This is a genomic window from Streptococcus salivarius, from assembly GCF_009738225.1.
In the GTDB taxonomy this organism is placed as follows: Bacteria; Bacillota; Bacilli; order Lactobacillales; family Streptococcaceae; genus Streptococcus.
The window spans coordinates 429,261-453,268 of record NZ_CP018187.1; the positions used below are offsets into that span (position 1 = coordinate 429,261).

At 38.6% G+C, this 24,008-nt stretch carries 17 protein-coding genes and 1 pseudogene; 14 read left to right on the forward strand and 4 right to left on the reverse strand.

Features of this window, described 5'->3' with window-relative positions; all coding sequences use genetic code 11:
- Positions 1–99 precede the first annotated feature (99 nt).
- From BSR19_RS02270 to BSR19_RS02280, 3 genes are all read left to right on the forward strand, one after another.
- Positions 100–978 carry a hypothetical protein gene (locus BSR19_RS02270; protein WP_156246397.1) on the forward strand — a complete coding sequence of 293 codons (879 nt, stop codon included), beginning with the start codon at positions 100–102 and terminating at the stop codon, positions 976–978.
- 109 nt (positions 979–1,087) lie between these two features.
- Positions 1,088–3,091, forward strand: a complete 2,004-nt coding sequence (metG, locus tag BSR19_RS02275; RefSeq protein ID WP_156246398.1) for a methionine--tRNA ligase — start codon at positions 1,088–1,090, stop codon at positions 3,089–3,091.
- Between the two features lie 15 nt (positions 3,092–3,106).
- Positions 3,107–4,915 carry a DUF262 domain-containing protein gene (locus BSR19_RS02280; protein ID WP_156246399.1) on the forward strand — a complete coding sequence of 603 codons (1,809 nt, stop codon included), beginning with the start codon at positions 3,107–3,109 and terminating at the stop codon, positions 4,913–4,915.
- 185 nt (positions 4,916–5,100) lie between these two features.
- Here the strand turns inward: BSR19_RS02280 and tnpA are convergent.
- The 4 genes and pseudogenes from tnpA to BSR19_RS02300 form a co-directional block, all read right to left on the reverse strand.
- Positions 5,101–5,558, reverse strand: a pseudogene (gene tnpA / locus BSR19_RS02285) (IS200/IS605 family transposase).
- A gap of 69 nt (positions 5,559–5,627) precedes the next feature.
- On the reverse strand, positions 5,628–6,473 hold the full coding sequence (locus tag BSR19_RS02290; RefSeq protein ID WP_070839714.1) for an aldo/keto reductase: 846 nt from the start codon (positions 6,471–6,473) through the stop codon (positions 5,628–5,630).
- Between the two features lie 10 nt (positions 6,474–6,483).
- Positions 6,484–7,380 (reverse strand): LysR family transcriptional regulator, encoded by an 897-nt coding sequence (locus BSR19_RS02295; RefSeq protein ID WP_002885507.1) that lies wholly within the window; start codon positions 7,378–7,380, stop codon positions 6,484–6,486.
- A gap of 238 nt (positions 7,381–7,618) precedes the next feature.
- Complete coding sequence (locus tag BSR19_RS02300) at positions 7,619–8,359, reverse strand: CPBP family intramembrane glutamic endopeptidase (protein ID WP_156246400.1); 741 nt, start codon at positions 8,357–8,359, stop codon at positions 7,619–7,621.
- Positions 8,360–8,771: 412 nt separating this feature from the next.
- On the opposite strand from BSR19_RS02300, the gene BSR19_RS02305 reads away from it, so the two are divergent.
- The 11 genes from BSR19_RS02305 (at position 8,772) to BSR19_RS02355 (ending at position 23,968) form a co-directional block, all read left to right on the forward strand.
- Positions 8,772–10,709, forward strand: a complete 1,938-nt coding sequence (locus BSR19_RS02305; RefSeq protein ID WP_156246401.1) for a GbpC/Spa domain-containing protein — start codon at positions 8,772–8,774, stop codon at positions 10,707–10,709.
- A gap of 1,302 nt (positions 10,710–12,011) precedes the next feature.
- Positions 12,012–12,971: a competence protein CoiA gene (locus BSR19_RS02310; RefSeq protein WP_156246402.1), complete on the forward strand. Its 960-nt coding sequence runs from the start codon at positions 12,012–12,014 to the stop codon at positions 12,969–12,971.
- A 10-nt stretch (positions 12,972–12,981) separates the two neighbouring features.
- Positions 12,982–14,787 (forward strand): oligoendopeptidase F, encoded by a 1,806-nt coding sequence (gene pepF, locus BSR19_RS02315; RefSeq protein WP_060973367.1) that lies wholly within the window; start codon positions 12,982–12,984, stop codon positions 14,785–14,787.
- A gap of 215 nt (positions 14,788–15,002) precedes the next feature.
- Positions 15,003–16,223 carry an L-lactate MFS transporter gene (locus tag BSR19_RS02320; protein ID WP_073685627.1) on the forward strand — a complete coding sequence of 407 codons (1,221 nt, stop codon included), beginning with the start codon at positions 15,003–15,005 and terminating at the stop codon, positions 16,221–16,223.
- 71 nt (positions 16,224–16,294) lie between these two features.
- Entirely contained in the window at positions 16,295–17,002 is a 708-nt protein-coding gene (locus BSR19_RS02325; protein ID WP_014633986.1) for an O-methyltransferase, read from the forward strand.
- 61 nt (positions 17,003–17,063) lie between these two features.
- On the forward strand, positions 17,064–18,206 hold the full coding sequence (locus BSR19_RS02330; protein ID WP_002890136.1) for a peptidyl-prolyl cis-trans isomerase: 1,143 nt from the start codon (positions 17,064–17,066) through the stop codon (positions 18,204–18,206).
- Between the two features lie 337 nt (positions 18,207–18,543).
- A complete protein-coding gene (locus tag BSR19_RS02335; RefSeq protein ID WP_073685626.1) occupies positions 18,544–19,029 on the forward strand; it encodes an LURP-one-related/scramblase family protein in 486 nt (161 codons plus the stop codon).
- A 24-nt stretch (positions 19,030–19,053) separates the two neighbouring features.
- A complete protein-coding gene (gene alaS / locus BSR19_RS02340) occupies positions 19,054–21,672 on the forward strand; it encodes an alanine--tRNA ligase (RefSeq protein WP_156246404.1) in 2,619 nt (872 codons plus the stop codon).
- Between the two features lie 177 nt (positions 21,673–21,849).
- On the forward strand, positions 21,850–22,773 hold the full coding sequence (locus tag BSR19_RS02345; RefSeq protein ID WP_060973373.1) for a helix-turn-helix domain-containing protein: 924 nt from the start codon (positions 21,850–21,852) through the stop codon (positions 22,771–22,773).
- 138 nt (positions 22,774–22,911) lie between these two features.
- Positions 22,912–23,604, forward strand: a complete 693-nt coding sequence (locus tag BSR19_RS02350) for a DUF6287 domain-containing protein (RefSeq protein WP_038675425.1) — start codon at positions 22,912–22,914, stop codon at positions 23,602–23,604.
- Between the two features lie 64 nt (positions 23,605–23,668).
- Entirely contained in the window at positions 23,669–23,968 is a 300-nt protein-coding gene (locus tag BSR19_RS02355; RefSeq protein WP_060973374.1) for a hypothetical protein, read from the forward strand.
- Positions 23,969–24,008 lie beyond the last annotated feature (40 nt).

A 24,008-nucleotide genomic window follows, 5' to 3' on the forward strand; every position in this document is an offset into this window, starting at 1 on the left:
CAAGAAGGAGAGCTAAAACTCCATCTTGGTACCGCTTTTCTTTTTATGAAAATAGTCAAATAGCTTTGGAGTCTTTTTTCTGGTAGAATGGAAATATCAATGAAAAAGGGGACTTTTATGAACGAAAAAGAGTGGTTAGATTATTTCGAAACAATCAATAATCGTAAGCCGACAGAGGAAGAAAACCAACAAGCAAAAGCTAATGGGGAATTTATTTCTCAAGAGTCTAAGGACGAGGGTGTTAATCCTCAACAAGCTCAGTTGAGTGACCAAGTGACACAAGCCGTTTTACAAGCTACGACTGCTAAGACAGGCTTGTCTAAGAAAGCTAAAATTATTATCGCTTCTGTGGTGGGAGCGATTGTCCTAGTGGCACTTTCATTTGGTGGCTATGCGTTTATGCACCTGCAAGGTGGTAAAATACCTGAAGGAACCTATCTACTTGAAACTTATCGCTTTTACCATAAAGATAAGAAGAAAATGGTTGATGGTAAGGAATCTTTCAAGAAAAGTGGTCTAGAGGCTCATGATTTTGTTAAAGTCAAAGGGAACAATGTTAAATTTTATTTTTATACCTTAGCTGGCGGGAACAATCTGGTTGACTTTACAGACTATGATACTGACAAAGCATACCGTCCAGATGCTTGGTCTAGAACGCTTAAACCAAACATGTCACTATCTGAATATACGAAAGTCATTGACCAAGCAGTAGATAGTCAATACAAAATAAGTGAATATCGAACTAAGGCTGATAACGATGAAAGTAAAAAGATTTACGTTAAATCCTACAAAGAATCTCTCGAAGAAACCGTTCGATACAAGGTTAAGGGTGATAAATTAATCGTCACTACTTATAATAAGAAAGGCAAACTTACAGAAGAAAGAAGCTTCAAACACCTATCAGAGGATGACGTGAAGAAATTAGATTATGACTATGAACGTGATGTTAGAGCTGATAAAAAGCGCTTCCAAAACTAGTAATGTTTAAAACCAGCCTAGCTGGTTTTTTTAGTGTCCAAAACGTGCTATAATAAGATGTTATATCATCAGTGTTAGCCCATTTGTTAACACATGAAAGGAAATTAAAATGACAAAAACATTCTACATCACAACACCTATCTACTACCCATCTGGTAAATTGCATATTGGTTCAGCCTATACAACCATTGCTTGTGACGTCTTGGCACGTTACAAACGTATGATGAACTATGATGTCTTCTACCTTACTGGGCTTGATGAGCACGGCCAAAAGATTCAACAAAAGGCTGAAGAAGCAGGAATCACACCACAAGAGTATGTGGATGGTATGGCTGTTGGTGTTAAGGACCTCTGGCAACTTTTGGATATCTCATACGATAAATTCATCCGTACGACTGATGATTACCATGAAAAAGTTGTTGCTCAAGTTTTCGAGCGCCTCTTGGAACAAGGAGATATCTACCTTGGTGAATACTCTGGTTGGTACTCAGTTTCAGACGAAGAATTCTTCACTGAAAGTCAGTTGGCAGAAGTTTACCGTGATGAAGAAGGCAATGTTATTGGTGGTGTGGCTCCATCAGGACATGAAGTAGAGCTAGTGTCTGAAGAATCATATTTCTTTAAACTCAGCAACTACGCAGACCGTTTGACGGCCTTCTTTAAAGAACACCCAGAATTTATCCAACCTGATGGTCGTATGAATGAAATGCTTAAAAACTTCATCGAGCCAGGCTTGGAAGACTTGGCAGTATCACGTACAACCTTCACTTGGGGGGTTAAAGTCCCATCAGATCCAAAACACGTGGTATATGTGTGGATTGATGCTCTTATCAACTATATTACTGCCCTTGGTTATGGTCAGGATGAGCATGGTAACTTTGATTTGTTCTGGCAAAATGATGAAAACCACGAAATTATCCACATGATTGGTAAGGATATTCTTCGTTTCCACTCAATCTACTGGCCAATCATCCTTATGGCTCTTGATTTGCCATTGCCTACACGTCTTGTTGCCCACGGTTGGTTCGTCATGAAAGACGGTAAGATGTCTAAGTCTAAAGGAAACGTGATCTATCCAGAAATGTTGGTAGAGCGTTTTGGTCTTGATTCACTCCGTTACTACCTCATGCGTAGTCTTCCTGTCGGTTCAGATGGTACCTTCACACCAGAAGACTATGTGGCCCGTATCAACTACGAGTTGGCTAATGACCTTGGGAACCTCCTCAACCGTACAGTTGCCATGATTAACAAGTATTTCGGTGGTCAAGTGCCTGCCTATGTTGAGAACGTTACAGACTTTGATGCTGATTTGGCTAAGGTTGTGGCTGAAAATATTGAAGAATTCCACAAACAAATGAATGCTGTAGATTTCCCACGTGCCTTGGACGCCGTTTGGAACATCATTTCACGTACCAATAAGTATATTGATGAAACAGCTCCTTGGGTACTTGCCAAAGAGGATGGTGACAAGGAACAATTGGCAGCGGTTATGGCTCACTTGGCGGCTAGCCTTCGTGTGGTAGCCCACCTCATCCAACCATTCATGATGACAACTTCAAATGCCATTATGGAACAACTTGGATTATCAGGGAAGTTTGACCTTGAAAATCTCGAACTTTCAGGTTTCCCAGAGAATGTGACAGTCGTTTCAAAAGGAACACCAATCTTCCCACGTCTTGACATGGATGAAGAAATTGCCTACATCCAATCTCAAATGAACGCAGGCAAACCTCAAGAGAAAGAATGGAACCCAGAAGAGGTCGAACTTAAGTCTGAAAAAGACCAAATCAAATTTGACGACTTTGACAAGGTTGAAATCCGTGTCGCTGAAGTTAAAGAAGTGGAAAAAGTCGAAGGTTCAGACAAATTGCTTCGCTTCCGTCTTGACGCTGGCGACGGAGAAGACCGCCAAATCCTCTCAGGCATCGCTAAATTCTATCCAGATGAACAAGAATTGGTCGGTAAGAAACTTCAAGTCGTGGCTAATCTCAAACCACGTAAGATGATGAAAAAATATGTCAGCCAAGGTATGATTCTTTCCGCAGAACATGACGGCAAACTCACTGTCTTGACAGTAGATTCATCTGTTCCAAACGGAAGTGTGATTGGGTAATTAGGAGGAAAGCTTATGCAATTTGATGCAAAAACAATTGAGGTTAGAGGATTGTTATCGAGTGGGCATAAATATGTTATTCCAAGATATCAAAGGGAGTATTCATGGGAAAAAAAACAACATGATGATTTTTTCAATGACATAGTAAATCAAGTGGACTTTGAGAATAAAGCAAATCCAACTAGTGATTACTTTTTTGGAACAACAATTTTGATAGGAGATATGTCGAAAAGTGGGGAACCTATTGAGATTGTAGATGGCCAGCAAAGACTTACAACTTTTACAATTTTTCTTTCAGTTTTATCGGATATTCTGCTTACGCGTAATCGTAAATTATCTGATAACCTATGGAAGTACATTATTGCTGAGGACGATGATGGCAATGAATTTGTTGTTTTATCCAATGAAACAGCGGGTAGCTATTTTGCAGATAAAATTCAAAAAAGATTGCTAAATCATCCAGAGGATTCATTAGAAGAATACTATGAAAATTTTGTAAGAGTTTCTGAGTTTGATCGAATTGTAGAAAATTTAACTGATGAACAAAAGAAAATTCGAGATGCATATGACTATTTTTATAACAAACTAAGCGAAGACAGTCTAGAAGAATACATAATAAGATATTCAATTGAGTATGAAGAGATATTAAAAATTCTAAGAGATCAATTATTGAAAAGTCAAATAATATATATTTGTTCTACAGAGGAAGAATCTGTTAATGTTATCTTTGAAAATATAAATTCAAAAGGTAAAAACTTAAGTACATTAGATATGATTAAGAATGAGATCTTTGCAGTTGAAGATACTATAGTACCAAAGGATGATGCTAAGGAAATATGGAGTAATATTACAAAAAATATTTCGTCAATAAGAACTAGTATTTCTAAAGAAAGATTTTTCAGATATTTCTGGATATCTAGATATGGAAAAAGTTCTGAAAAAGATCTCTATCAAAACTTTAAACATAATATTAATAAAAGTGAATACCTTGATTTTTTGAGGAGACTAGAGAAATCTTCGAAATGTTATTCTGAGATCTTTGGTGAAAATAAAGAATTCTTTATTAATAAAAAATGGAGCACAGGAGACATTGATAAGCTTTTCTATTCAATAAATGCTTTAACTCAATATTTTTCAATACAACAAACTCAGTTAATTATCCTAGCTTTATATGAGAATTATAAAGAGGGGCGTATAACAACAAAATATTTTAAAGAAATCTTGTATACTTTAGAAGGATTTCATTATATTTATAATGCGGTTACTAGAAGTCCTAATAATAAACTAGAGAGTAGATATGCAAATATGGCTCGTAGTATCTTTTCAATTTCAAAGGGTGATCTCCAAAAGAGTTCAAAACAGTTTAAAAAAGAGTTAGTTGGATTGTTACCAGGTAAAGAAGCTTTCATCTCAGATTTTCTGAAGATTTCTTATAGAAAAAAAGTGAAATCTCAAAAAGGAGTTAAAGAAAATACTATTGCTAAGTACACAGTACGAAAATATGAAGAGATACTTCAAGCAAATAATTCAAGTTTATATGGTTATTCAGTTGAACATATCATACCAGAGAGTGATGAAAGTACTCTAAATATAGGTAATCTTGTATTACTTGAAGAAACGTTAAATCGGGAGGCGGAATCTCAGGATTTGAATTTTAAATATACCATTTATAAAAAAAGTAGCTATCATTCAATCGCTTCTTTCTTAAATAAATATGTAAGTAATGGTGATATTTCATTTACAAATAGAGATTTTAGAGAAAGAGGAATTGATATAGCTGAATCTATATATCAGTATATCGTTTCTGAATTGTCTGATGATTGAGTGACTACTGAAAACTTCATTCTACTAACGTTTTTTATATAAAAAGTCTAGGTCAATCATAGCCAGGTGGTTTGAGCGGGACTATAAGCACATAATACCAGCCAGCGCCTAAAGACGCTGGCTTTCATTTTGTTCAAGCCTTATTGCTTTTGACTCGTCACAAGCCTCTCAAAGAGGCATTCGCATTACTTACCATTATCCCTAAAGGGATTTTCATATTCTTTAACGATTAATTTATCCAAAGCAATATCATGCTTTTCTTGTTCCTAAATATATTTCTTAATCGTGGCTTCATTAAGTCCTACTGTACTTACATAATAACTCTCTGTCCAAAAATGCCTGTTCCCCAATTTATATTTTAAATTGGCGTGTTTATCAAACATCATTAATGCACTTTTACCCTTTAAATATCCCATAAAACTAGCTACACTCATTCGTGGTGGAATACTTACTAACATATGGACATGATCTGGCATTAAGTGGCCTTCTATTATTTCAACACCTTTATATTCGCATAATTTATGAAAAACATCTCCCAGACTACTCCTATATAGATTATTTTTCGTCTATACTGAAGTGTAAATACAATGTGGTACATACGCATCCATTTTGCTTGTGATAAACTGTTAGCTTTTTGCACCATAGTCTTAACTCCTTTCATTTTACAATATAGGCGTTCAAGCCAATTGTAAAATGAAAGGAGTTTGTTTTCTTATACACTATATTTCAATAAATGCTTAATGCGTTCTACACTTTCATCAGGACCATAAGCATTTGGGTATCGGTCTAGCTTACTAATAGCATCAAGGTCTGCTTGGTCTAGGTGGAAGTCAAAGCTATCAAAGTTTTCCTTCATTCGTTCGATATGGGTACTTTTAGGTATGGTCAGAATGCCTTGTTGGGTTTGCCATCTGAGGATGACCTGAGCGACTGTCTTGCCATGTTTTTCAGCGATAGCAGTCAGAGTTGAGTCCTGAAAAATACCATCCTCACCTCTGTGAAAAGGAGCCCAGGCTTGCGTTAGGGTACCAAATTCCTTATCAGCTTTCTGGATAAGTTTGTGTTGTTTATAGGGGTGCAACTCGATTTGATTGACCGCTGGAATAACAGGTGTTTGCAAGGCAAAATCTGCCAAACGCCCTGTTGAGAAGTTAGAAACCCCAATGGCTCTAATAAGTCCTTCATGCTGAAGCTCAATCATAGCACGCCAAGCACCATGTAAGTCGCCAAAAGGTTGATGAATTAAATATAAATCAAGATAGTCAGTATCTAGTTTGCGAAGTGTCTCTTTTAGGGCTAATTTGGTATCTTCGTAGCCAAGCTGGCTAATCCAAGCTTTACTAGTCAAGAAAATATCCTCTCGAGGGATACCAGATGCCTTAATAGCACGTCCCACGGCTTCCTCATTTCGATAAAGACTAGCAGTATCAATTAATCGATAGCCTACAGAAAGAGCGTCTTCAACGGCTTTTTGACATTCCTTTTGATCGAAAATTTGCCAGACACCAAAACCAAGCACGGGTATTTTGATGCCATTGTTAAGTGTTTGAAATTCCATTTTATTCTCCTTAGTGGTGGGGTAGTAAGCTATCCTGAATTTCCTCGATAAATGCTTGAATAATTGCGGATTGTTTCTGTTTATTATTTGTCACAAACCCCAAGGTGTGCTTTGGACTGTTCTTCAGTGGAAGTAAAACAATTTGGTCCTTAATGAAACTATTAACAATACCGAGGCCAGAAGCGTAACTATCTGAGGCACAGAGCAAATTCATGACACTGCCTCGGTCATTACTGTAAATTACTTGTTGGTCAGGCAGAACCTCGAGAGGATCTTCGTCAAAATGAATTCCAGAGCTTTCTTGACGAAAGCGAACCTGTGGGTATCCCTCTAAATCTTTGAGATTGAGGGATTTTTTGTGAGCTAGGGGATGTTGGCGACCTAGGAAAATCTTGGTTTCAAACTCTCCAAGTGGGGTAAAAGTTAAATCCATGTGTTGGAAACTGCGTTCTAGGATATGGTCGTTATCTTCATCTAGATAAATAATCCCCAGGTCACTTTCGAAGCTTTCAACGCTTTTGAGAATCTTCCTAGTTGTTGTTTCAATCAGTTGAAATTCTTGATAATCACTACGAAAACGTTGGGCAATGTGAGCCATGGGAAGTGACAAGAAATCGTAGTGGTGACTGGCAACAGTGAATGATTTCTTAAAGGATTTGCGATAGCGTCCTTCTAGTAGATCTAGCTCTCCAAGAATACGTTTGGCGTATTTGAGAAAATCATGACCGTCATCAGTTAGTTTAGCTCCTGTATTGGAACGTTCAAAGAGTTGGACTCCAAGTTCTTCCTCTAAATCACGGATGGATGCTGAGAGATTAGGTTGAGTCAAAAAGAGTTTTTTAGCAGCCTTACTAAAAGACCCTGTTTCAGCGATAGTCTGAACATAGCGACATTGTTGAAAATTCATAAGCATCCCCTTTAAAAAATGTGATTGTAGGTCATATTATAACAAAATGAGAAGTCTAAAATCAGCAAAATTCTGATAGGAATAGATGAAGACCTGATATGAAATTTCTATGATTAAATCGTTTTAGGAGTAATAATGGAAATTGAGATAAGTTGTAAGAATGCGGTGCTGATAAATGAAAAACTGCATCCCCTGGTTAGACACCAAAAATCTAACTTGTGGGATGCAGTTTGAAATATTAGTCATTAAGATATCTAATGGCTTTCAATTTTTTAGGACGAATAAGGAAGAGTCCTAGGGCAATTAAAGGTAGCCAGAAAATGAAATGCCAGATACTTGTAGCTGGTGCAGCCTGTGTTGATTGCGAGAGAAGGACACTGGCAAAATCAACCAAACAGTGCAGAATAATAGTCCACCAGAGGCTACCAGTACGTAGGTAAATAGCAGCAAAGAATATTCCTATAGCTGTCGCATAATAAACCTGGAACAAGGTAGCGTTCAAGGGCTGGTGAGTGAGGTTTCCAAGATGGGCTAGTCCAAAAATTATGGCAGATAAGAAAACGACTCCTAAAACCTGTTTTGAAGATCTAATACCATCTTGGAAGGCGAGTTTAAGGAAAAGTCCACGAAAAAAATATTCCTCAAAAAAACCGGCTCCTAAGGCAATAACCAAGGCAGTTCCTATCATGTGAGGTGCTTTACTGATCCCAAGAGCAACCGCAGAAACATAGAAGAAATCTGCCAAAAGAAGAAACCAACAAACCCCTAAGGTTTCAGACCAACTTATCTTTTTAGTCGATTTGATCTTTAATCCAAGGCGTCTCTGTACGAGGAAATAGTATAGACACATAAGGCCAAGTGTTTTAATGAGATAAGCTATATTCTCAGGCAAAGGCTTAAGAAGCAAACGAAGTACAAGGTTTGCAAAAACAATACTAATTCCCAAAAGAATCAGTGCTTTAATTTCTTTTTTTGTCATTGAAAAGTCCCCCAACTTTCTTAACATTTTTTTCAAGCATACGACGAAAAATGCTTAAAGTCAAGGTCTTGAAGGTGTTTTTTTTTTGTGTTTTTAGTAATGAAGAGGTCACTTCATGATAATCCGAATATAGTAGAAAACATATGCTATCTTAGAAACAGTCCTTTATGAGAAAAAAATGAACGGCTGTAAGAAAGTAATAAGTGAAAACTCTGTGAATCCCTTACGAATTACAATTTATTGTAAAGAAATGGTTGAATTATAACAAAAGTGTGTCAAATTTTAAAAATATGTAGCAAATATATAATATTTTTTTCAGAAAACTATTGCCAAATTTTGAAAATCACGGTAGTATATTAAACGGTGAAGAAAATAGGTTAATAAAATGTTAACCAAGAAGGAGAAAGTGTAAATGAAAGTCAATCCATTTAAAACAACATTGTATTCAAGCGTATTGCTTGCAGGACTCGCGGCTACAAGCGTAGCAGCTGCGGATGAAGCTAAAGATGTAACAGCAACTACTGATACTGATGCAACCGTATCAAATACGACTGCAGAATCAAGTGCTAATCTTGTTAAAACAACAGGTGATGCAGCGGTTGTCACTACAGTACCTGGAACAGAAGAAAAAACTACTACTGAAACAGATACTACTGTAAAAACAACAACTAAAGCTATTGCTGAAGTTTCAAATCCTGACTTCAATAACGCTGTTGAAGCTGCAACAACGACTGCAGCAGCATCAAAAGATTCTGCTGATGTTAAAGCTGTTCAAGATCAAGCAGCTAAAGATGCTCAAGAAGCTTCAAATACAGTTGTTTCTGAAAATAAATTGACACGTGAAGAAGCTGACGCAGCTCTTACATCTGCTAAAGCAAATGTTGTTGCTACAGGGGGATTCACTGCTACAGAAGAAGCAGGTGTTAAACACACTAGCGTAGAAGCTGCTAATAATGACAATAAAGTTCAAACAACAGCTTTGACAACTGCAGTTTCAGAATATAAACAAAAACTTGCAGATTACAAGACACAATTGGATAAATATTACCAAGATGTTCTTGCTTATGCTGCTTGGGAAAAAGCTTATAAAGAATATACTGGTGGAACAACAGCACGTCTTTTGACAAAAGGATTGGCTGAAAATGCTACTGGTTTGATTTATAAAACAGAATCTAATGCTACTATGACTGTTGAAAATTCAGCAGGTTCTGTTGACTACTTGGATAAAACAATCCAATCAGGTCACTCAGTAGATGAAATTCTTGAACAATTCAACACATCTCGTTATATTCCAAGTGACTTTAGTGCAGCTAACGGTACACAGTACACTATCAATGCTGATGGTGAATATACTGAAGATGTATGGTTGAAGATGGCTACAGGTCAAACGTTGACTGTAACATACAACAATCTAAACGGAACATCATTCAATGGTACTCCAGTTAAGAAAATCGTTGCAACTTACACTTTGGTAGAAACACCAAGTACAGATGGTTCAGCCATTGTTAAGTTGTACCACGATCCAACGAAGACACTTTTCATTGGTTCACAAACTGACGACACTAACAAAAAACTTCATGTTAAGATGAACTTGAACTTCTTTGAAACTGAGTCATCAGTGACACCACTTGATTTGTCTAAGAATGGATCAGTTTTGAGTATCTCATCACTTAACCACTGGAACACTGAGCTTGGAAACCACATTGAAAAAGTTGGTTTGAATGGTAATGAATACGTTCAAATCCCTGGTTCATCTATCACTTTGCATGAAGATGGTTATGCTTATGCAACAAATGATAACGAATTTGTGGCTAACGGTTCACGCTTTAACAGTGACTCAACAGTAGACCCAACAACTGGTGAAGTGACTGATGAAGGTTGGGATGCGATTAACCCAGATGGAACACCTCGTACGAAGAATGCCTACTATGGTGCTGCTGCAACAATCTTCAAGGGTGAACCAATGGACTTCATCGTAAGCGGAAATAACCTTAACGTTCCAACTGCTTACTGGTTCGCAACTAACTCAACAGTAGTTGTTCCTGAATTGCCAGAAGAACCAAATAAACCAGTTCTTCCAAATACTGTTTCAGCGTCAGTTACTTACCACAAAAACTTTGTATCTGTTGAAGAAACAACTGAGAAACCAAAACCTCAAGTACCAACAACTCCAACAGAACCTACACCAGGTAAACCTGTAACACCAACATCAGCACCTGTAAAAGAAGAAGCTCCAGCTCTTCCAGCTACTGGTGAAAAATCAACAGTAGCTTCTGCAGCAGCAGGTGCAGCTATGGTGACATCAGCTTTGGCCTTGTTCGGTATCTCAACTTACAAACGTAAACACTAAGATAATACATAAAAAAGCTAGGAAATTTTCCTAGCTTTTTTAGTTTGGAAGAATCAAGTTAGCTAGGAATAAGAAAGATGAAAATTTCTGACATTTAGTAAAGCTACTTGATTTAGACTCAAAAAAGAAAAAATGATATACATTTTCTAATTTTTTCAAAACTGCAAATAAGGCCTATAATATAGGCTTTTCTCTATAGTTAACCATGTAAGAAACAAGGGTCTAAATATTATTTTCAAAAAATATGAAATAAATTAATTGACAAAAAATTATAATACAGTATAATAGATTGTGTTAGGAAGAGTTTGTTTTTTGGCAGGGTGACTCCCTGGTCAAAAAAGACTAGCTTAGAATCTAGAATTCTAGGTTATCAAATTCCAATGTTTCATTGTGATGATTTAAAAAGAGAAGATTTAAACAGCAAACAAATCAGATTAATCGATTTAAAACATCAGCATCATCGTAGCGGGAGCTAGCGGTATTTTTAATCCGTGTAGAGCAAACGACAGATTCAAAAACAGCAGAATCGGTAGAGACTAATCTTCAAAAGCGAAGAGGGAAAGAAAATAAAGCAGTAACTGCTAATATACCTATCAGAAGGTGGATTAAACCTAATGACTGATAGATGGTATGTTTTGAGAGTGGCGTTTTTAGCCAATACTCTTCTAGGAAATAGTATCTTGTAAGCAGTAAGACGTTCTGCGTCAAGAAGCTAGAGGGAAAGCTTTTCAGATTGACTGACTATCAATCATAAGATACTCTTGACTAGAAACCATTTTGGACCAACACGGTTTTGCGTTTGTTGGTATTGAACTGCACCTAGGGAAATGGTGGTTCAATGTTAGTAAATAAAGACTTTACATTTCAAAAAGTCAAAAAATTGTTTTATCACAACGTGAACTCGAGGGATTAAGTTCAAGTTGAGATTCAGGAACAAAAAGGTAAGAAGCATATTGGGATGATGTTTTAGCGACGGAATTTGACTAGATGTTTGTGAGAGCATCTGTCTATGCTACATTGACTATTTTTAAAGGTCGTGTGGAATAGGAACTGTTTTCAAGGTCCTGGTACCAAGGAAAGTTGGGGGATTTTCCTTTAGGTATTGGGATTGTTGAAAAGAGATCAAATGGACTGAGCGGCACTTGTATCCCAAGGTAAGCAATACACCTATGAACCTAAGTTTCCATACAGCAGGGAGCAAGTTTCAGTTTGAATGGGGGACGCATCTAGAGTAATCTAGATGTTTTTTTATTTTGTGAGTTCTTTTGCGAATAAGTAAGAGAGTGCATGAAGGAGGGTGTCGTGTTAATTGCAAAAAATCCGGAGGGAAACCTCGTTTCAGCTCTAGAAACTAGTTTGAATCGTGAGGAATCCTATTGCTGTCCGGGCTGTCAGGGAGTTGTCCTATTGAGACATGGTCAAGTCATGTGTCCACATTTTGCTCATAAGTCTTTGCAAGATTGTCAGTTCTTCTCGGAGAATGAATCGGCCCAACATTTATCCCTTAAGGCAGCCTTATATAAATCTTTGGTTAATCATGGTGAAAAAGTACGTATTGAAAAGGTTTTGTCCGAGATGGGGCAAATTGCAGATTTATTTGTTGGCGATTCCCTGGCTCTGGAAGTTCAGTGTTCTCGTTTATCACAGAAACGTTTAAGAGAACGCACACGCACCTATCACCAAGCAGGTTATGAAGTGCGTTGGCTTTTGGGGGAAGACCTATGGTTGGGACGGCGTTTAACAGACTTACAGCGGGACTTTCTCTATTTTACGGCTAAGATAGGATTTCATCTATGGGAGCTTGATTGGAAGAAAGAGGAAATTAGACTTAAGTATCTCATCTATGAGGATATTTTTGGGAGAGTTTATTACTTAACTAAGACTTGGTCTTTAACAGAGAATCTCATGACGGTTTTACGTTTTCCCTATCAAGCAGAAAAGGTTGAGACCTATCAAGTGACTCAGCGAAAGAAAGTCTCACATGTGATTCAACGGGAATTAATGGGGAAAAATCCAAGATGGATGAGAAGGCAGGAGGCGGCTTATCTTAAGGGGATGAATTTGTTAAGTCTGTCTGATCAAGATTTTTTCCCACAAGTAAGATTTCCTGAATCTAGGCAGGGTTTTGTACAAATTAGACAGTCACTTGAAGGTTTTGAAAAGCTTTTTAAGCAATATTATCGAAAAAGTCATTTTTCTTATCGACAAACTCTCTACCCTCCCACCTTTTATGCTAAAATAGAAAAGAATAGACACAATTAAGGAGAATATTATGTCAGACAATCGTACTCATTTAGAAGAAAAATACACATGGGATTTGACGACCATTTTTGCGACAGATGCAGATTGGGAGACCGAATATGAAAGCACTGTTCAGGATTTGAGGAAGGCTAGTGCTTATGCAGGTCATCTCTTGGATTCTGCTAAGAACTTGCTTGAGGCAACAGAACTTTATATGAGCCTTATGCGTCGCTTGGAGAAAATCTATGTCTATGCGTCAATGAAAAATGACCAAGACACAACAGTAGGTCTGTATCAAGAGTACCAAGCAAAGGCCTCAAACCTTTATTCACAGTTGAGTGAAGCCTTTGCTTACTTTGAGCCTGAATTTATGGCCTTGGATGATAAGAAATTAGCTGAATTTAAAGAACAAGAGCCAGGTCTTGGACTTTATGACCACTATTTCGAACGCCTCTTGGCAAACAAGGACCACGTTCTTTCTCAAGAAGCGGAAGAGCTCTTGGCAGCAGCCGGTGATATTTTCAACGGTCCAACGGATACCTTTAATGTCTTGGATAATGCTGATATCCTCTTCCCATGGGTATCAGATGGCCAAGGGGATGTGGTTGAGTTGACACATGGTAACTTTATCACCCTCATGGAATCTAAGGACCGTGACATTCGTAAGGGTGCTTATGAAGCGATGTACGGTACTTACGAGCAGTTCCAACATACCTATGCACAAACACTTCAAGGCGTTGTTAAGGTTCACAATTACCAAGCCAAAGTTCGTCACTATAATTCGGCACGTCATGCAGCACTTGCGGCCAATTTTATTCCAGAGAGTGTTTATGACTCACTCTTGGAATCAGTGAATAAGCATTTGCCACTTTTGCACCGTTACCTTGATTTGCGTAAGAAGGTCTTGGGGCTTGACGAGCTTAAGATGTATGACGTCTACACACCACTTTCTGAGACTGAAACTGCTCTTACTTATGAAGAATCCCTCAAGAAAGCAGAAGAAGTCTTGGCAATCTTTGGTGAAGAGTATAGTAAAGGGGTTCATGCAGCCTTTACGGAACGTTGGATTGACGTTCACCCTAACAAAGGAAAACGCTCAGGTGCCTACTCAGGTGGTGCCTATGATACAAATGCTTTCATGCTTTTGAACTGGCAAGACACTCTGGACAATCTCTTTACCTTGGTTCACGAGACTGGCCACAGCTTGCATTCAACGTTCACACGTCAGACACAACCATATGTTTATGGAGATTACCCAATCTTCTTGGCGGAAATTGCGTCTACAACTAATGAAAATATCTTGACAGAAACGCTTCTTAAAGAGGTTAAAGATGACAAGACACGTTTTGCTATTCTTAACCACTATTTGGATGGTTTCAAGGGAACTGTCTTCCGTCAAACCCAATTTGCTGAGTTTGAGCATGCTATCCATGAAGCAGATGCATCTGGTCAAATCTTGACAGCCGACTTCATGAATAAACTTTACGCAGACCTCAATGAGAAATACTATAACCTTAAAGCTGAAGATAACTACGAAATTCAGTTTGAGTGGGAACGTATTCCGCATTTCTACATGAATTACTATGTCTACCAATACGCTACAGGGTTTGCAGCAGCAAGCTACTTGGCTGAAAAAATTGTTCACGGTACTGAGGAGGATAAAGAAGCTTACCTTACTTACCTTAAGGCGGGAAGCTCAGATTATCCTTTGGAAGTTATCAAGAAAGCTGGTGTTGATATGACCAATACCGACTACTTGGATGCTGCCTTCAAAGTTTTTGAAGACCGTCTCGTTGAATTGGAAGCCTTGGTTGAAAAAGGTGTTCACCTTTCTTAAAAAGAAGTTACTATACTATATGAAAGAATCATTCTGAATAAGAGTGGTTCTTTTTACATCTAAAAACCGAACATTTATAGCATGCAAGCCCTAATTGCTACGGAAATTACTAATGAGCATATTTATAGCTCCTTGTTTATATTCATGATAGACTAAAAACCTAACGTTTTATAATTGATAAGTGAACAGTGTTCAGAAATAGAAAGTAGGTTTTTGTGAAAACAACCAATCGTTATCTTGTAGCAACGTGTGGTGTCTTACTCCATCTTATGTTGGGGTCTACCTATGCTTGGAGTATCTATCGTAATCCTATTATGGCCCAGACTGGCTGGGATCAATCTTCAGTTTCTTTTGCCTTTTCATTGGCCATCTTTTGTCTTGGTCTTTCTGCAGCCTTCATGGGACGTTTGGTTGAAAAATTTGGTCCTAGAGTGACTGGGAGTATGTCGGCTGTTCTCTATGCCGGAGGTAACATTCTAACAGGAGTTGCCATTGCTCAGGGAGAGCTGTGGATACTTTATCTTGGTTACGGTATTCTTGGTGGTCTAGGACTGGGTGTAGGTTATATTACGCCTGTTTCAACTATTATTAAGTGGTTTCCTGATAAGCGTGGACTTGCGACTGGTCTTGCCATCATGGGCTTTGGCTTTGCCTCACTGCTAACCAGTCCTCTTGCCCAATATCTGATTCAGGCACGTGGTGTTGAGCAGACCTTTTATATTTTGGGAGTTGTTTATTTTATTGTGATGCTTTTTGTCTCACAATTCATTAAACGACCAAGTGTAGAGGAAGCACAACTGTTGGCTGACAAGAGTCCAAACCGTCAGGCTGCTAATTTAAGCAAGGGAATTACGGCTAATGAAGCTCTGAAATCGTCAACTTTCTACTGGTTATGGCTTATCTTGTTTATCAATATTTCATGTGGCTTAGCCCTTGTCTCTGCTATTTCTCCAATGGCTCAAGATATGGTTGGGATGTCAGCGGAATCAGCAGCAGTTGTTGTCGGTGTTATGGGAATCTTTAATGGTTTTGGTCGCCTTCTGTGGGCAGGCTTGTCGGATTATATTGGGCGTCCGAAGACCTTTATCCTCCTCTTTGTGGTTAATATCGTTATGGCTATCCTCCTAATTGTCCTGCAAGTTCCACTTGTCTTTGTGGTTGCGATGGCTGTTCTGATGACATGCTACGGGGCAGGATTCTCCTTGATTCCTCCCTACCTTAGCGATATCTTTGGGGCAAAGGAATTGGCTACCCTTCATGGTTATATTCTGACTGCCTGGGCTATGGCAGCCTTGGTGGGACCAATGCTCCTGTCGGTAACCTATGAATTGACAAAATCTTACCAGATGACCTTGCTTGTTTTCATTGCTCTTTACGTGGTAGCTTTGGTTATTGCTTACCTCTTGAAAAAGAAGGTTATTCGTCAAGTAGTCTAATGATGAGGATTTGAGTTATAGATAAGAAAAATCTCTAGCACTCGCTAGGGATTTTTTATATAATAAAACACATGGTTAAATCATATAGTAAAAACGCAAATCACAACATGCGTCGCCCAGTAGTAAACAAGGATATCGTGGATTACATGCGAACGCATCTTCAGGAAAATAAAGGGCATTTGGCTGAGCTGGAGGCCTTTGCTCGTAAGGAAAATATTCCAATTATTCAGCACGAAGTTGTTGCTTATTTCCGATTTTTGTTACAGACCTTGCAGCCTAAGAAAATCCTTGAGGTAGGAACGGCTATTGGTTTTTCAGCTCTTCTTATGGCTGAGTACGCCCCTGATGCTCAGATTACGACGGTTGATCGTAATGAAGAAATGATTGGCTTTGCCAAGGAAAATCTAGCCAAGTATGACAGCCGCAAACAAATTACCTTAGTTGAAGGTGATGCAGCAGAAGTTTTGCAAGATTTGGACACTGATTATGATTTTGTTTTTATGGACTCAGCCAAGTCTAAATATATCGTCTTTCTGCCTGAAATCCTAAAACGTCTCAAGGTAGGTGGTGTCATTGTCTTTGATGATATCTTCCAAGGGGGGGATATTGCCAAAGACATTATGGAGGTTCGTCGTGGTCAGCGTACGATTTACCGTGGTTTGCATCGTCTTTTTGATGCGACCTTAGATAACCCTGGTTTGACTGCTAGTTTGGTACCTATGAGTGACGGACTTCTTATGCTTCGGAAAAATTCTGAAAATATTATCTTGCCAGATTAAGCATTATTTAAGTAAGTGTGGTATAATAACAAAGATATTGACAATTTAAGGAGTAGATAGAATGGCTAAAGAAAATGAAAACCTTGAGTCGACAGAAGAAACTGTTGAAGAGGTTGTAGCAGACAAAGACGCAGAACAAGAGCATCTTGATCGCCAAAAAGAAGAAGAGGAAAGCATCGCCCTCGCTAGTGAAAAAGCGAAAGAAAAAGCTAAACGTGCTAAAACGAAAAAGACACGTGATGCTGGTAAACCAAGCTCAGGTGGCCGCTTCCTCGGAGGTCTTGCCCTTGTAGCTGTTTCAGCTCTCGTTGGTGCAGGTGCTATGTATGTTTCTCTAGGTAACAAAACGACTGAAGAAACAACTTTGGTATCTATGAAAGGTGATACTGTTACTGTCGGTGATGTCTTTGATTCACTTAAAGGTAGCAGCCAAACACAACAAAGTGTTTTGAGTGCAACTTTGCAAAAGGCTCTTGAAAAAGAATATGGTAGCAAAGTCAGCAAAGAAGACGTAGACAAAGCTTATAAGCAAGCTTCAGAACAATACGGAGATCAATTCTCACAAGTACTTGCAGCCTATGGTCAAACAGAAGAGTCATACCGTACTCAAATCCGTACACAAAAATTGGTTGAGTATGCTGTTAACCAAGCCGCACAAAAAGATTTGACTGAAGCAAATTACAAGGCCGCCTATGATAACTACACACCAAATACAGAGGTACAAGTAGTTTCAACTACTGATAAAGCAGTGGCAGATAAGGTAGACTCTGAAGCTAAAGCAGAAGGAGCAGACTTCTCACAAGTTGCTAAAGATAACAGCTTGGAAGTGGCTTCTAAGACAGTTAACTCAGCTTCTCAAGACTTCCCAGCAGATGTTTTGACAGCAGCCTTCAAACAAGATGCTAATGCCGTTTCTGACGTAGTGACCGTTTCAAACAGTTCAACTGGTGCTGCAACTTACTATATCGTCAAAACTGTTTCAAAAGCTGAGAAAAATGCAGATTGGAAAAACTATAAGGATGATTTGACTAAGGTTATCATCAATGGTAAGAAAGCTGATACTAACTTCACTAACTCAGTGATTGCTAAGGTCCTTAAGAAATACAATGTTAAAGTTGTAGACAAGGCCTTCAGCGCAATTCTTGACCAGTATGTGACTGGTTCTGGGGCTTCATCAAGTTCATCATCAAGCTCTAGCAAATAAATCACAAGATAGAGTTGATAATGCTATTATCAGCTTGACCTAAGACCTAAAACACGTTAAAATGGAGAGTGGCTGAAAGTTCTAATATCATGACATTTTTAGCCTTCCCTTTGAGATTGGTAATCATTGCTTCTGATACAGAAAAATGGCGGTCGCTGCGAGCCACGGACGAATCTGATTACTTGCTACTCAAAGTTTACAATTAAAGACAAATAAGAATGACAAGTTCATTGAATGAAGGTGGTACCGCGGTTCACGTCGCCCTTCGTTTAGTGGTCTTGTCTTTTATTCTTTTAGTATTTTTTGAATGAATGTATGACATTATTGGAGGTGGCGTATGAAAACCTATTTTGTCAAACAGAAGTTTCGATTGGGTGGTGAACGCTTTGATATCAAGGATGATCAAGGTAGAGTTGCCTATCAGGTAGAAGGATCCTTTTTTAAGATTCCAAAGACCTTTACGATTTTTGGCGAGGATGGTCGTGAGATTAGTCATATCACCAAGGAGCCTATTAGCCTCTTACCCAAATTTACGGTGAATTTACAGGATGGTTCGATTTTTTACATTCGTAAAAAATTAACCTTTCTTCGTGATAAGTATGATGTCGATAATCTTGGCTTGCGAATAGAGGGGAATATTTGGGACCTGGATTTTCAACTGCTTAATAGTCAAGATCAGGTAGTTGCTAGGATTCAAAAGGAGCTCTTTCATCTAACATCGACCTATACTGTTACCGTTTATGAAAATACTTATGCCGATTTAGCCATTTCCCTATGTGTCGCTATTGACTATGTGGAAATGCTCGAGAATAGCTCAAAATAAGAAACAATTGATTAAGGAGAAACAATGAAACAACTTACTTCAGCACAAATTCGTCAAATGTGGCTTGATTTCTGGAAATCAAAAGGTCACGCTGTTGAACCATCAGCTAACTTGGTTCCAGTTAACGATCCAACCCTTCTTTGGATTAACTCAGGGGTTGCCACTTTGAAAAAATACTTTGATGGCTCTGTGATTCCTGAAAATCCACGTATTACCAACTCACAAAAAGCTATCCGTACCAACGATATCGAAAACGTTGGTAAGACAGCTCGTCACCACACTATGTTTGAAATGCTTGGTAACTTCTCAGTTGGTGATTACTTCCGTGATGAAGCTATCGAATGGGGTTATGAGCTTTTGACAAGCCCAGAGTGGTTTGATTTTCCAAAAGACAAGCTTTACATGACTTACTATCCAGATGATAAAGATTCATACAACCGTTGGATTGCTTGCGGTGTTGAACCAAGTCATTTGATTCCAATTGAAGATAACTTCTGGGAAATCGGTGCTGGACCTTCAGGACCAGATACTGAAATCTTCTTTGACCGTGGCGAAGACTTTGACCCTGATAATATTGGTATCCGTTTGCTTGAAGAAGATATTGAAAACGATCGTTACATTGAAATTTGGAACATCGTTTTGTCACAATTCAACGCAGATCCAGCTGTTCCACGTTCAGAATACAAGGAACTTCCTAATAAAAACATTGATACGGGCGCAGGTCTTGAACGTCTTGTAGCCGTAATGCAAGGGGCTAAAACAAACTTTGAAACAGACCTCTTCATGCCTATCATTCGTGAAATCGAAAAAATGTCTGGTAAAACTTACGATCCAGATGGTGACACAATGAGCTTCAAGGTTATTGCTGACCACATTCGTTCATTGGCATTTGCCATCGGTGATGGTGCTCTTCCAGGTAATGAAGGTCGTGGTTATGTCCTTCGTCGTCTTCTTCGTCGTGCAGTAATGCATGGTCGTCGTCTCGGCATTTCTGATGCTTTCTTGTACAAACTTGTTCCAACTGTTGGTCAAATTATGGAAAGCTATTACCCAGAAGTTCTTGAGAAGAAAGATTTTATCGAGAAGATTGTTAAACGTGAAGAAGAAACCTTTGCACGTACTATCGATGCAGGTTCAAGCATGCTTGACGAGCTTCTTGCTATCCTTAAGAAATCTGGTAAAGATACGCTTGAAGGTAAAGACATCTTTAAACTTTACGATACTTACGGATTCCCAGTGGAATTGACAGAAGAGTTGGCTGAAGATGAAGGCTTCAAGATTGACCATGAAGGTTTCAAAGCTGCCATGAAAGAACAACAAGAACGTGCGCGTGCTAGCGTCGTCAAAGGTGGTTCTATGGGTATGCAAAATGAAACCCTCGCTAACATCACTGAACCATCTGAGTTCTTGTATGAAGCGGAAACTGCTGAAAGCCGTTTGAGCGTCATCGTTGCTGATGATGCTCGTCATGATAGTGTTAACTCTGGTCAAGCCCTCCTTGTCTTTGAACAAACACCATTCTACGCTGAAATGGGTGGACAAGTAGCAGACCACGGTACAATCTCAGATGCAGCTGGTACAGTCGTTGCGCGTGTTGTTGATGTTCAACGTGCACCAAATGGACAAGCCCTTCACACTGTTGAAGTTGAAGGTGAACTTGTTGTAGGGGCTAACTACAAACTTGAAATTGACCACACACGTCGTCACCGTGTCATGAAGAACCATACAGCGACTCACCTCTTGCACGCTGCCCTTCATAACATCGTCGGTGATCATGCTGTTCAAGCCGGTTCTCTTAACGAACAAGAATTCTTGCGTTTCGACTTCACTCACTTTGAGGCTGTAACTCCAGAAGAATTGCGTACTATCGAAGAACAAGTTAACGAAGAAATCTGGAAAGCTACTCCAGTAACAACTATTGAAACAGACATTGACACTGCTAAATCAATGGGAGCTATGGCCCTCTTTGGTGAAAAATATGGTAAGAATGTTCGTGTCGTTTCAATCGGTGATTACTCTGTTGAGCTTTGTGGTGGTACGCACGTTGCCAACACTGCTGAAATCGGTATGTTCAAGATTGTCAAAGAAGAAGGTATCGGTTCAGGAACACGTCGTATCTTGGCAGTGACATCACGTGAAGCTTACCTTGCTTACCGTGAAGAAGAAGATGCCCTCAAAGCAATCGCTGCAACACTTAAGGCTCCACAATTGAAAGAAGTACCTAACAAGGTTGCTAGCCTTCAAGAGCAGTTGCATGCCCTTCAAAAAGAAAATGCTGCTCTTAAAGAAAAAGCAGCAGCTGCAGCAGCTGGTGATGTCTTCAAAGACGTTAAAGAAGCTAACGGTGTTCGTTACATTGCTAGCCAAGTAGAAGTTTCTGATGCAGGTGCCCTTCGTACCTTTGCGGACCAATGGAAACAAGCAGACTACTCTGATGTCCTTGTCCTTGCAGCTCACATTGGCGAAAAAGTTAATGTCCTCGTAGCAAGCAAGTCTAAAGATGTTCACGCAGGTAATGTTATCAAGGTTCTCGCACCAATCGTATCAGGTCGTGGTGGTGGTAAACCAGATATGGCCATGGCCGGTGGTAGCGATGCCAATGGTATCCAAGATCTTCTTTCAGCAGTAGCAGAACAGCTCTAAGATGTGATACAATAAAAGTAACTTGAAAAGGTAGGATGAAAATCCTATCTTTTTTCTTTGTAAGTGGTATTGAAAGTAATGATTATTTTCGTTTCATAATTGAAATAGTGAATACTGGGTGGTATACTATTACAAATCATAAAAATTATAATAGTTTCAAGTAAAAGGGAGCTAGCGATGTTTGGACAAGACTTTGGTCATCGGTTAAGAGAGTTGAGATTAGCACAAGGACTCACTAAAGAAAAATTTTGTGAAGGGGATGAGGTTTTATCAGTACGGCAATTGACACGTATAGAAACAGGGAAGTCTCAACCTAAATTAGAGACCTTAGAGCACTTGGCAAGACGTCTGAATATATCTTTATCGGAATTGCTTGGAGAGAGGACTGTAGTCTCAAAGCTGCCGGTAGAATACCTCAATCTCAAATATCAATTGATGCATGCGACTAGTCTAGATAAGCCAAATAATCTAATGAAACTAGACGAAAAGCTGGGTAAAATTATTGATAGCTATTATGATGATTTGCCTGCTGATGAACAGAGGGTTGTTGATATCTTACAGTCAAAACTTTACTCATATACTTCAAAGACACACCAAAAATTTGGTATGAGCATATTGGAGAAGAGTTTACCATCATTATGTGAGAAAAGGGTATACACTATCAATGATCTACTACTTATAGAACTATATCAAATCTCGTTAGGAGATGGTGATAGTATGAGGTCAGATGGGTTTAGTGAAGGGACCTTTTATACCATTTGTAGAAATCTAATAAATAGTTATGATAATATTCCCACGGAGTATTTGTTTTTACTTAGGGATGCCTTATTAATGGTTCCAATAGTTGAATATGAACGAAAAAAGTTTCATTTATCGGAAGTAGCATTCAATCAACTGCATCGTATTATGGAGGAAACTCAAGATTTTCAGAAAAAACCAATTTTGAGAATGCTAGAGGGACAGTATCTATATGTTGTAAAGAATGATATTTTTGAGGCTAAAAAGGCTTATCAAGAAGGGATAATCTTGGCTAGATTATTAGGAGATACCTCTTTAGCTGACATCATGTCAGAGAAAATGAGAGATGCCATGAAAGAATAGAGCAGGACATACGTGTCCTGTTCTTTTTTTCTAATATGCAGTATATTATGTCCATAAGAAGAACTAAAGAATATAACTTATTTCATTGAGATTTTTGAAAATGACACAGTCTAAAATAGAGTAAAAAGGAGAATTATTATGAAACCTGCTACAAAACGTTTCACAACTTTAACCGCACTCGCTTTAACTTCCGTTCTATTACTTGGTGCATGTGGTAATAACAAGAAGGAAGCTACATTAACATCGAGCTCTAGTAAGGTTAGTCAGAAAGTGAAATCGACAAAACCATCTTCAAAAGAAAAAACGAAGAAGTCTGAGCAAAAGACAAAATCTTCTAGTTCAGAAGAGGTCTCAAAGGCAACCTCTGGAGAAACGGCTTCACAACCATCAGCCGGAAATGTTGCTGGATCTACTCAACAAGAAGTTGCTCCAACAAATCCTAGTGAAGAAACAGCTGGAGTAAATCAAGGAACTCCTACAGAACAACCAGCTGCTTCAGCGGAACAAACACCAGCTACCACAGTGGTTGATGCTACGGCAATGGCTAATGGTGATTTCTCTAGTGTTGCTGGTACCTATCAAAATGACTTAGGGGACACAATTACAGTATCCCCATCCGGTAGTGTAACCCGTGTTGGTGCTGAAAGTGGTTATAGTGATACAAGTAGTCAGCTCTTTAATGGTTTTGCTCAAGATGGCGGTTATGTAGCAGGTTTTGCTCATAATGATGGACCAACCAGTGACCCAATTTTCTTTGATAGTAACGGACAGATTCGTTTCGGTTCTGATGCGATATATGGTCGGATGCATGTTTACAATAAATTAGATTAATGGTATTGTCTCTCAGTACTTAAGAAAAGGAAATCACAAGTAGTAGAAGGAGCACACTTTAAAAATGTCTCAAAAAGAACAAGGAGAAGTAAGAAGTACTAGTGGTACCTTAAAGGGTATCTATCACTATTTGAATTCTCCCAGTCCTCATTTGTTTCCGTTTGTCTTTATTAGTAACGTAACAGATAGCTTTCAGATGTTTCGCGTGTGTAAGAATGGTGAGCCAATTGCCTTTCCTGTACTTCTACCAAATCAGTATAAAATTGTTTACATTAAGGACTTTCAAAATGTTAGCTCCTGCGATGAGATTACAGTGACTGAACATTTAGAAGAATACATCTATGATGAATCAGAGTTAGACTAGATTGATACCTATAGTCAAATCAACTCAGAATGAATTAATT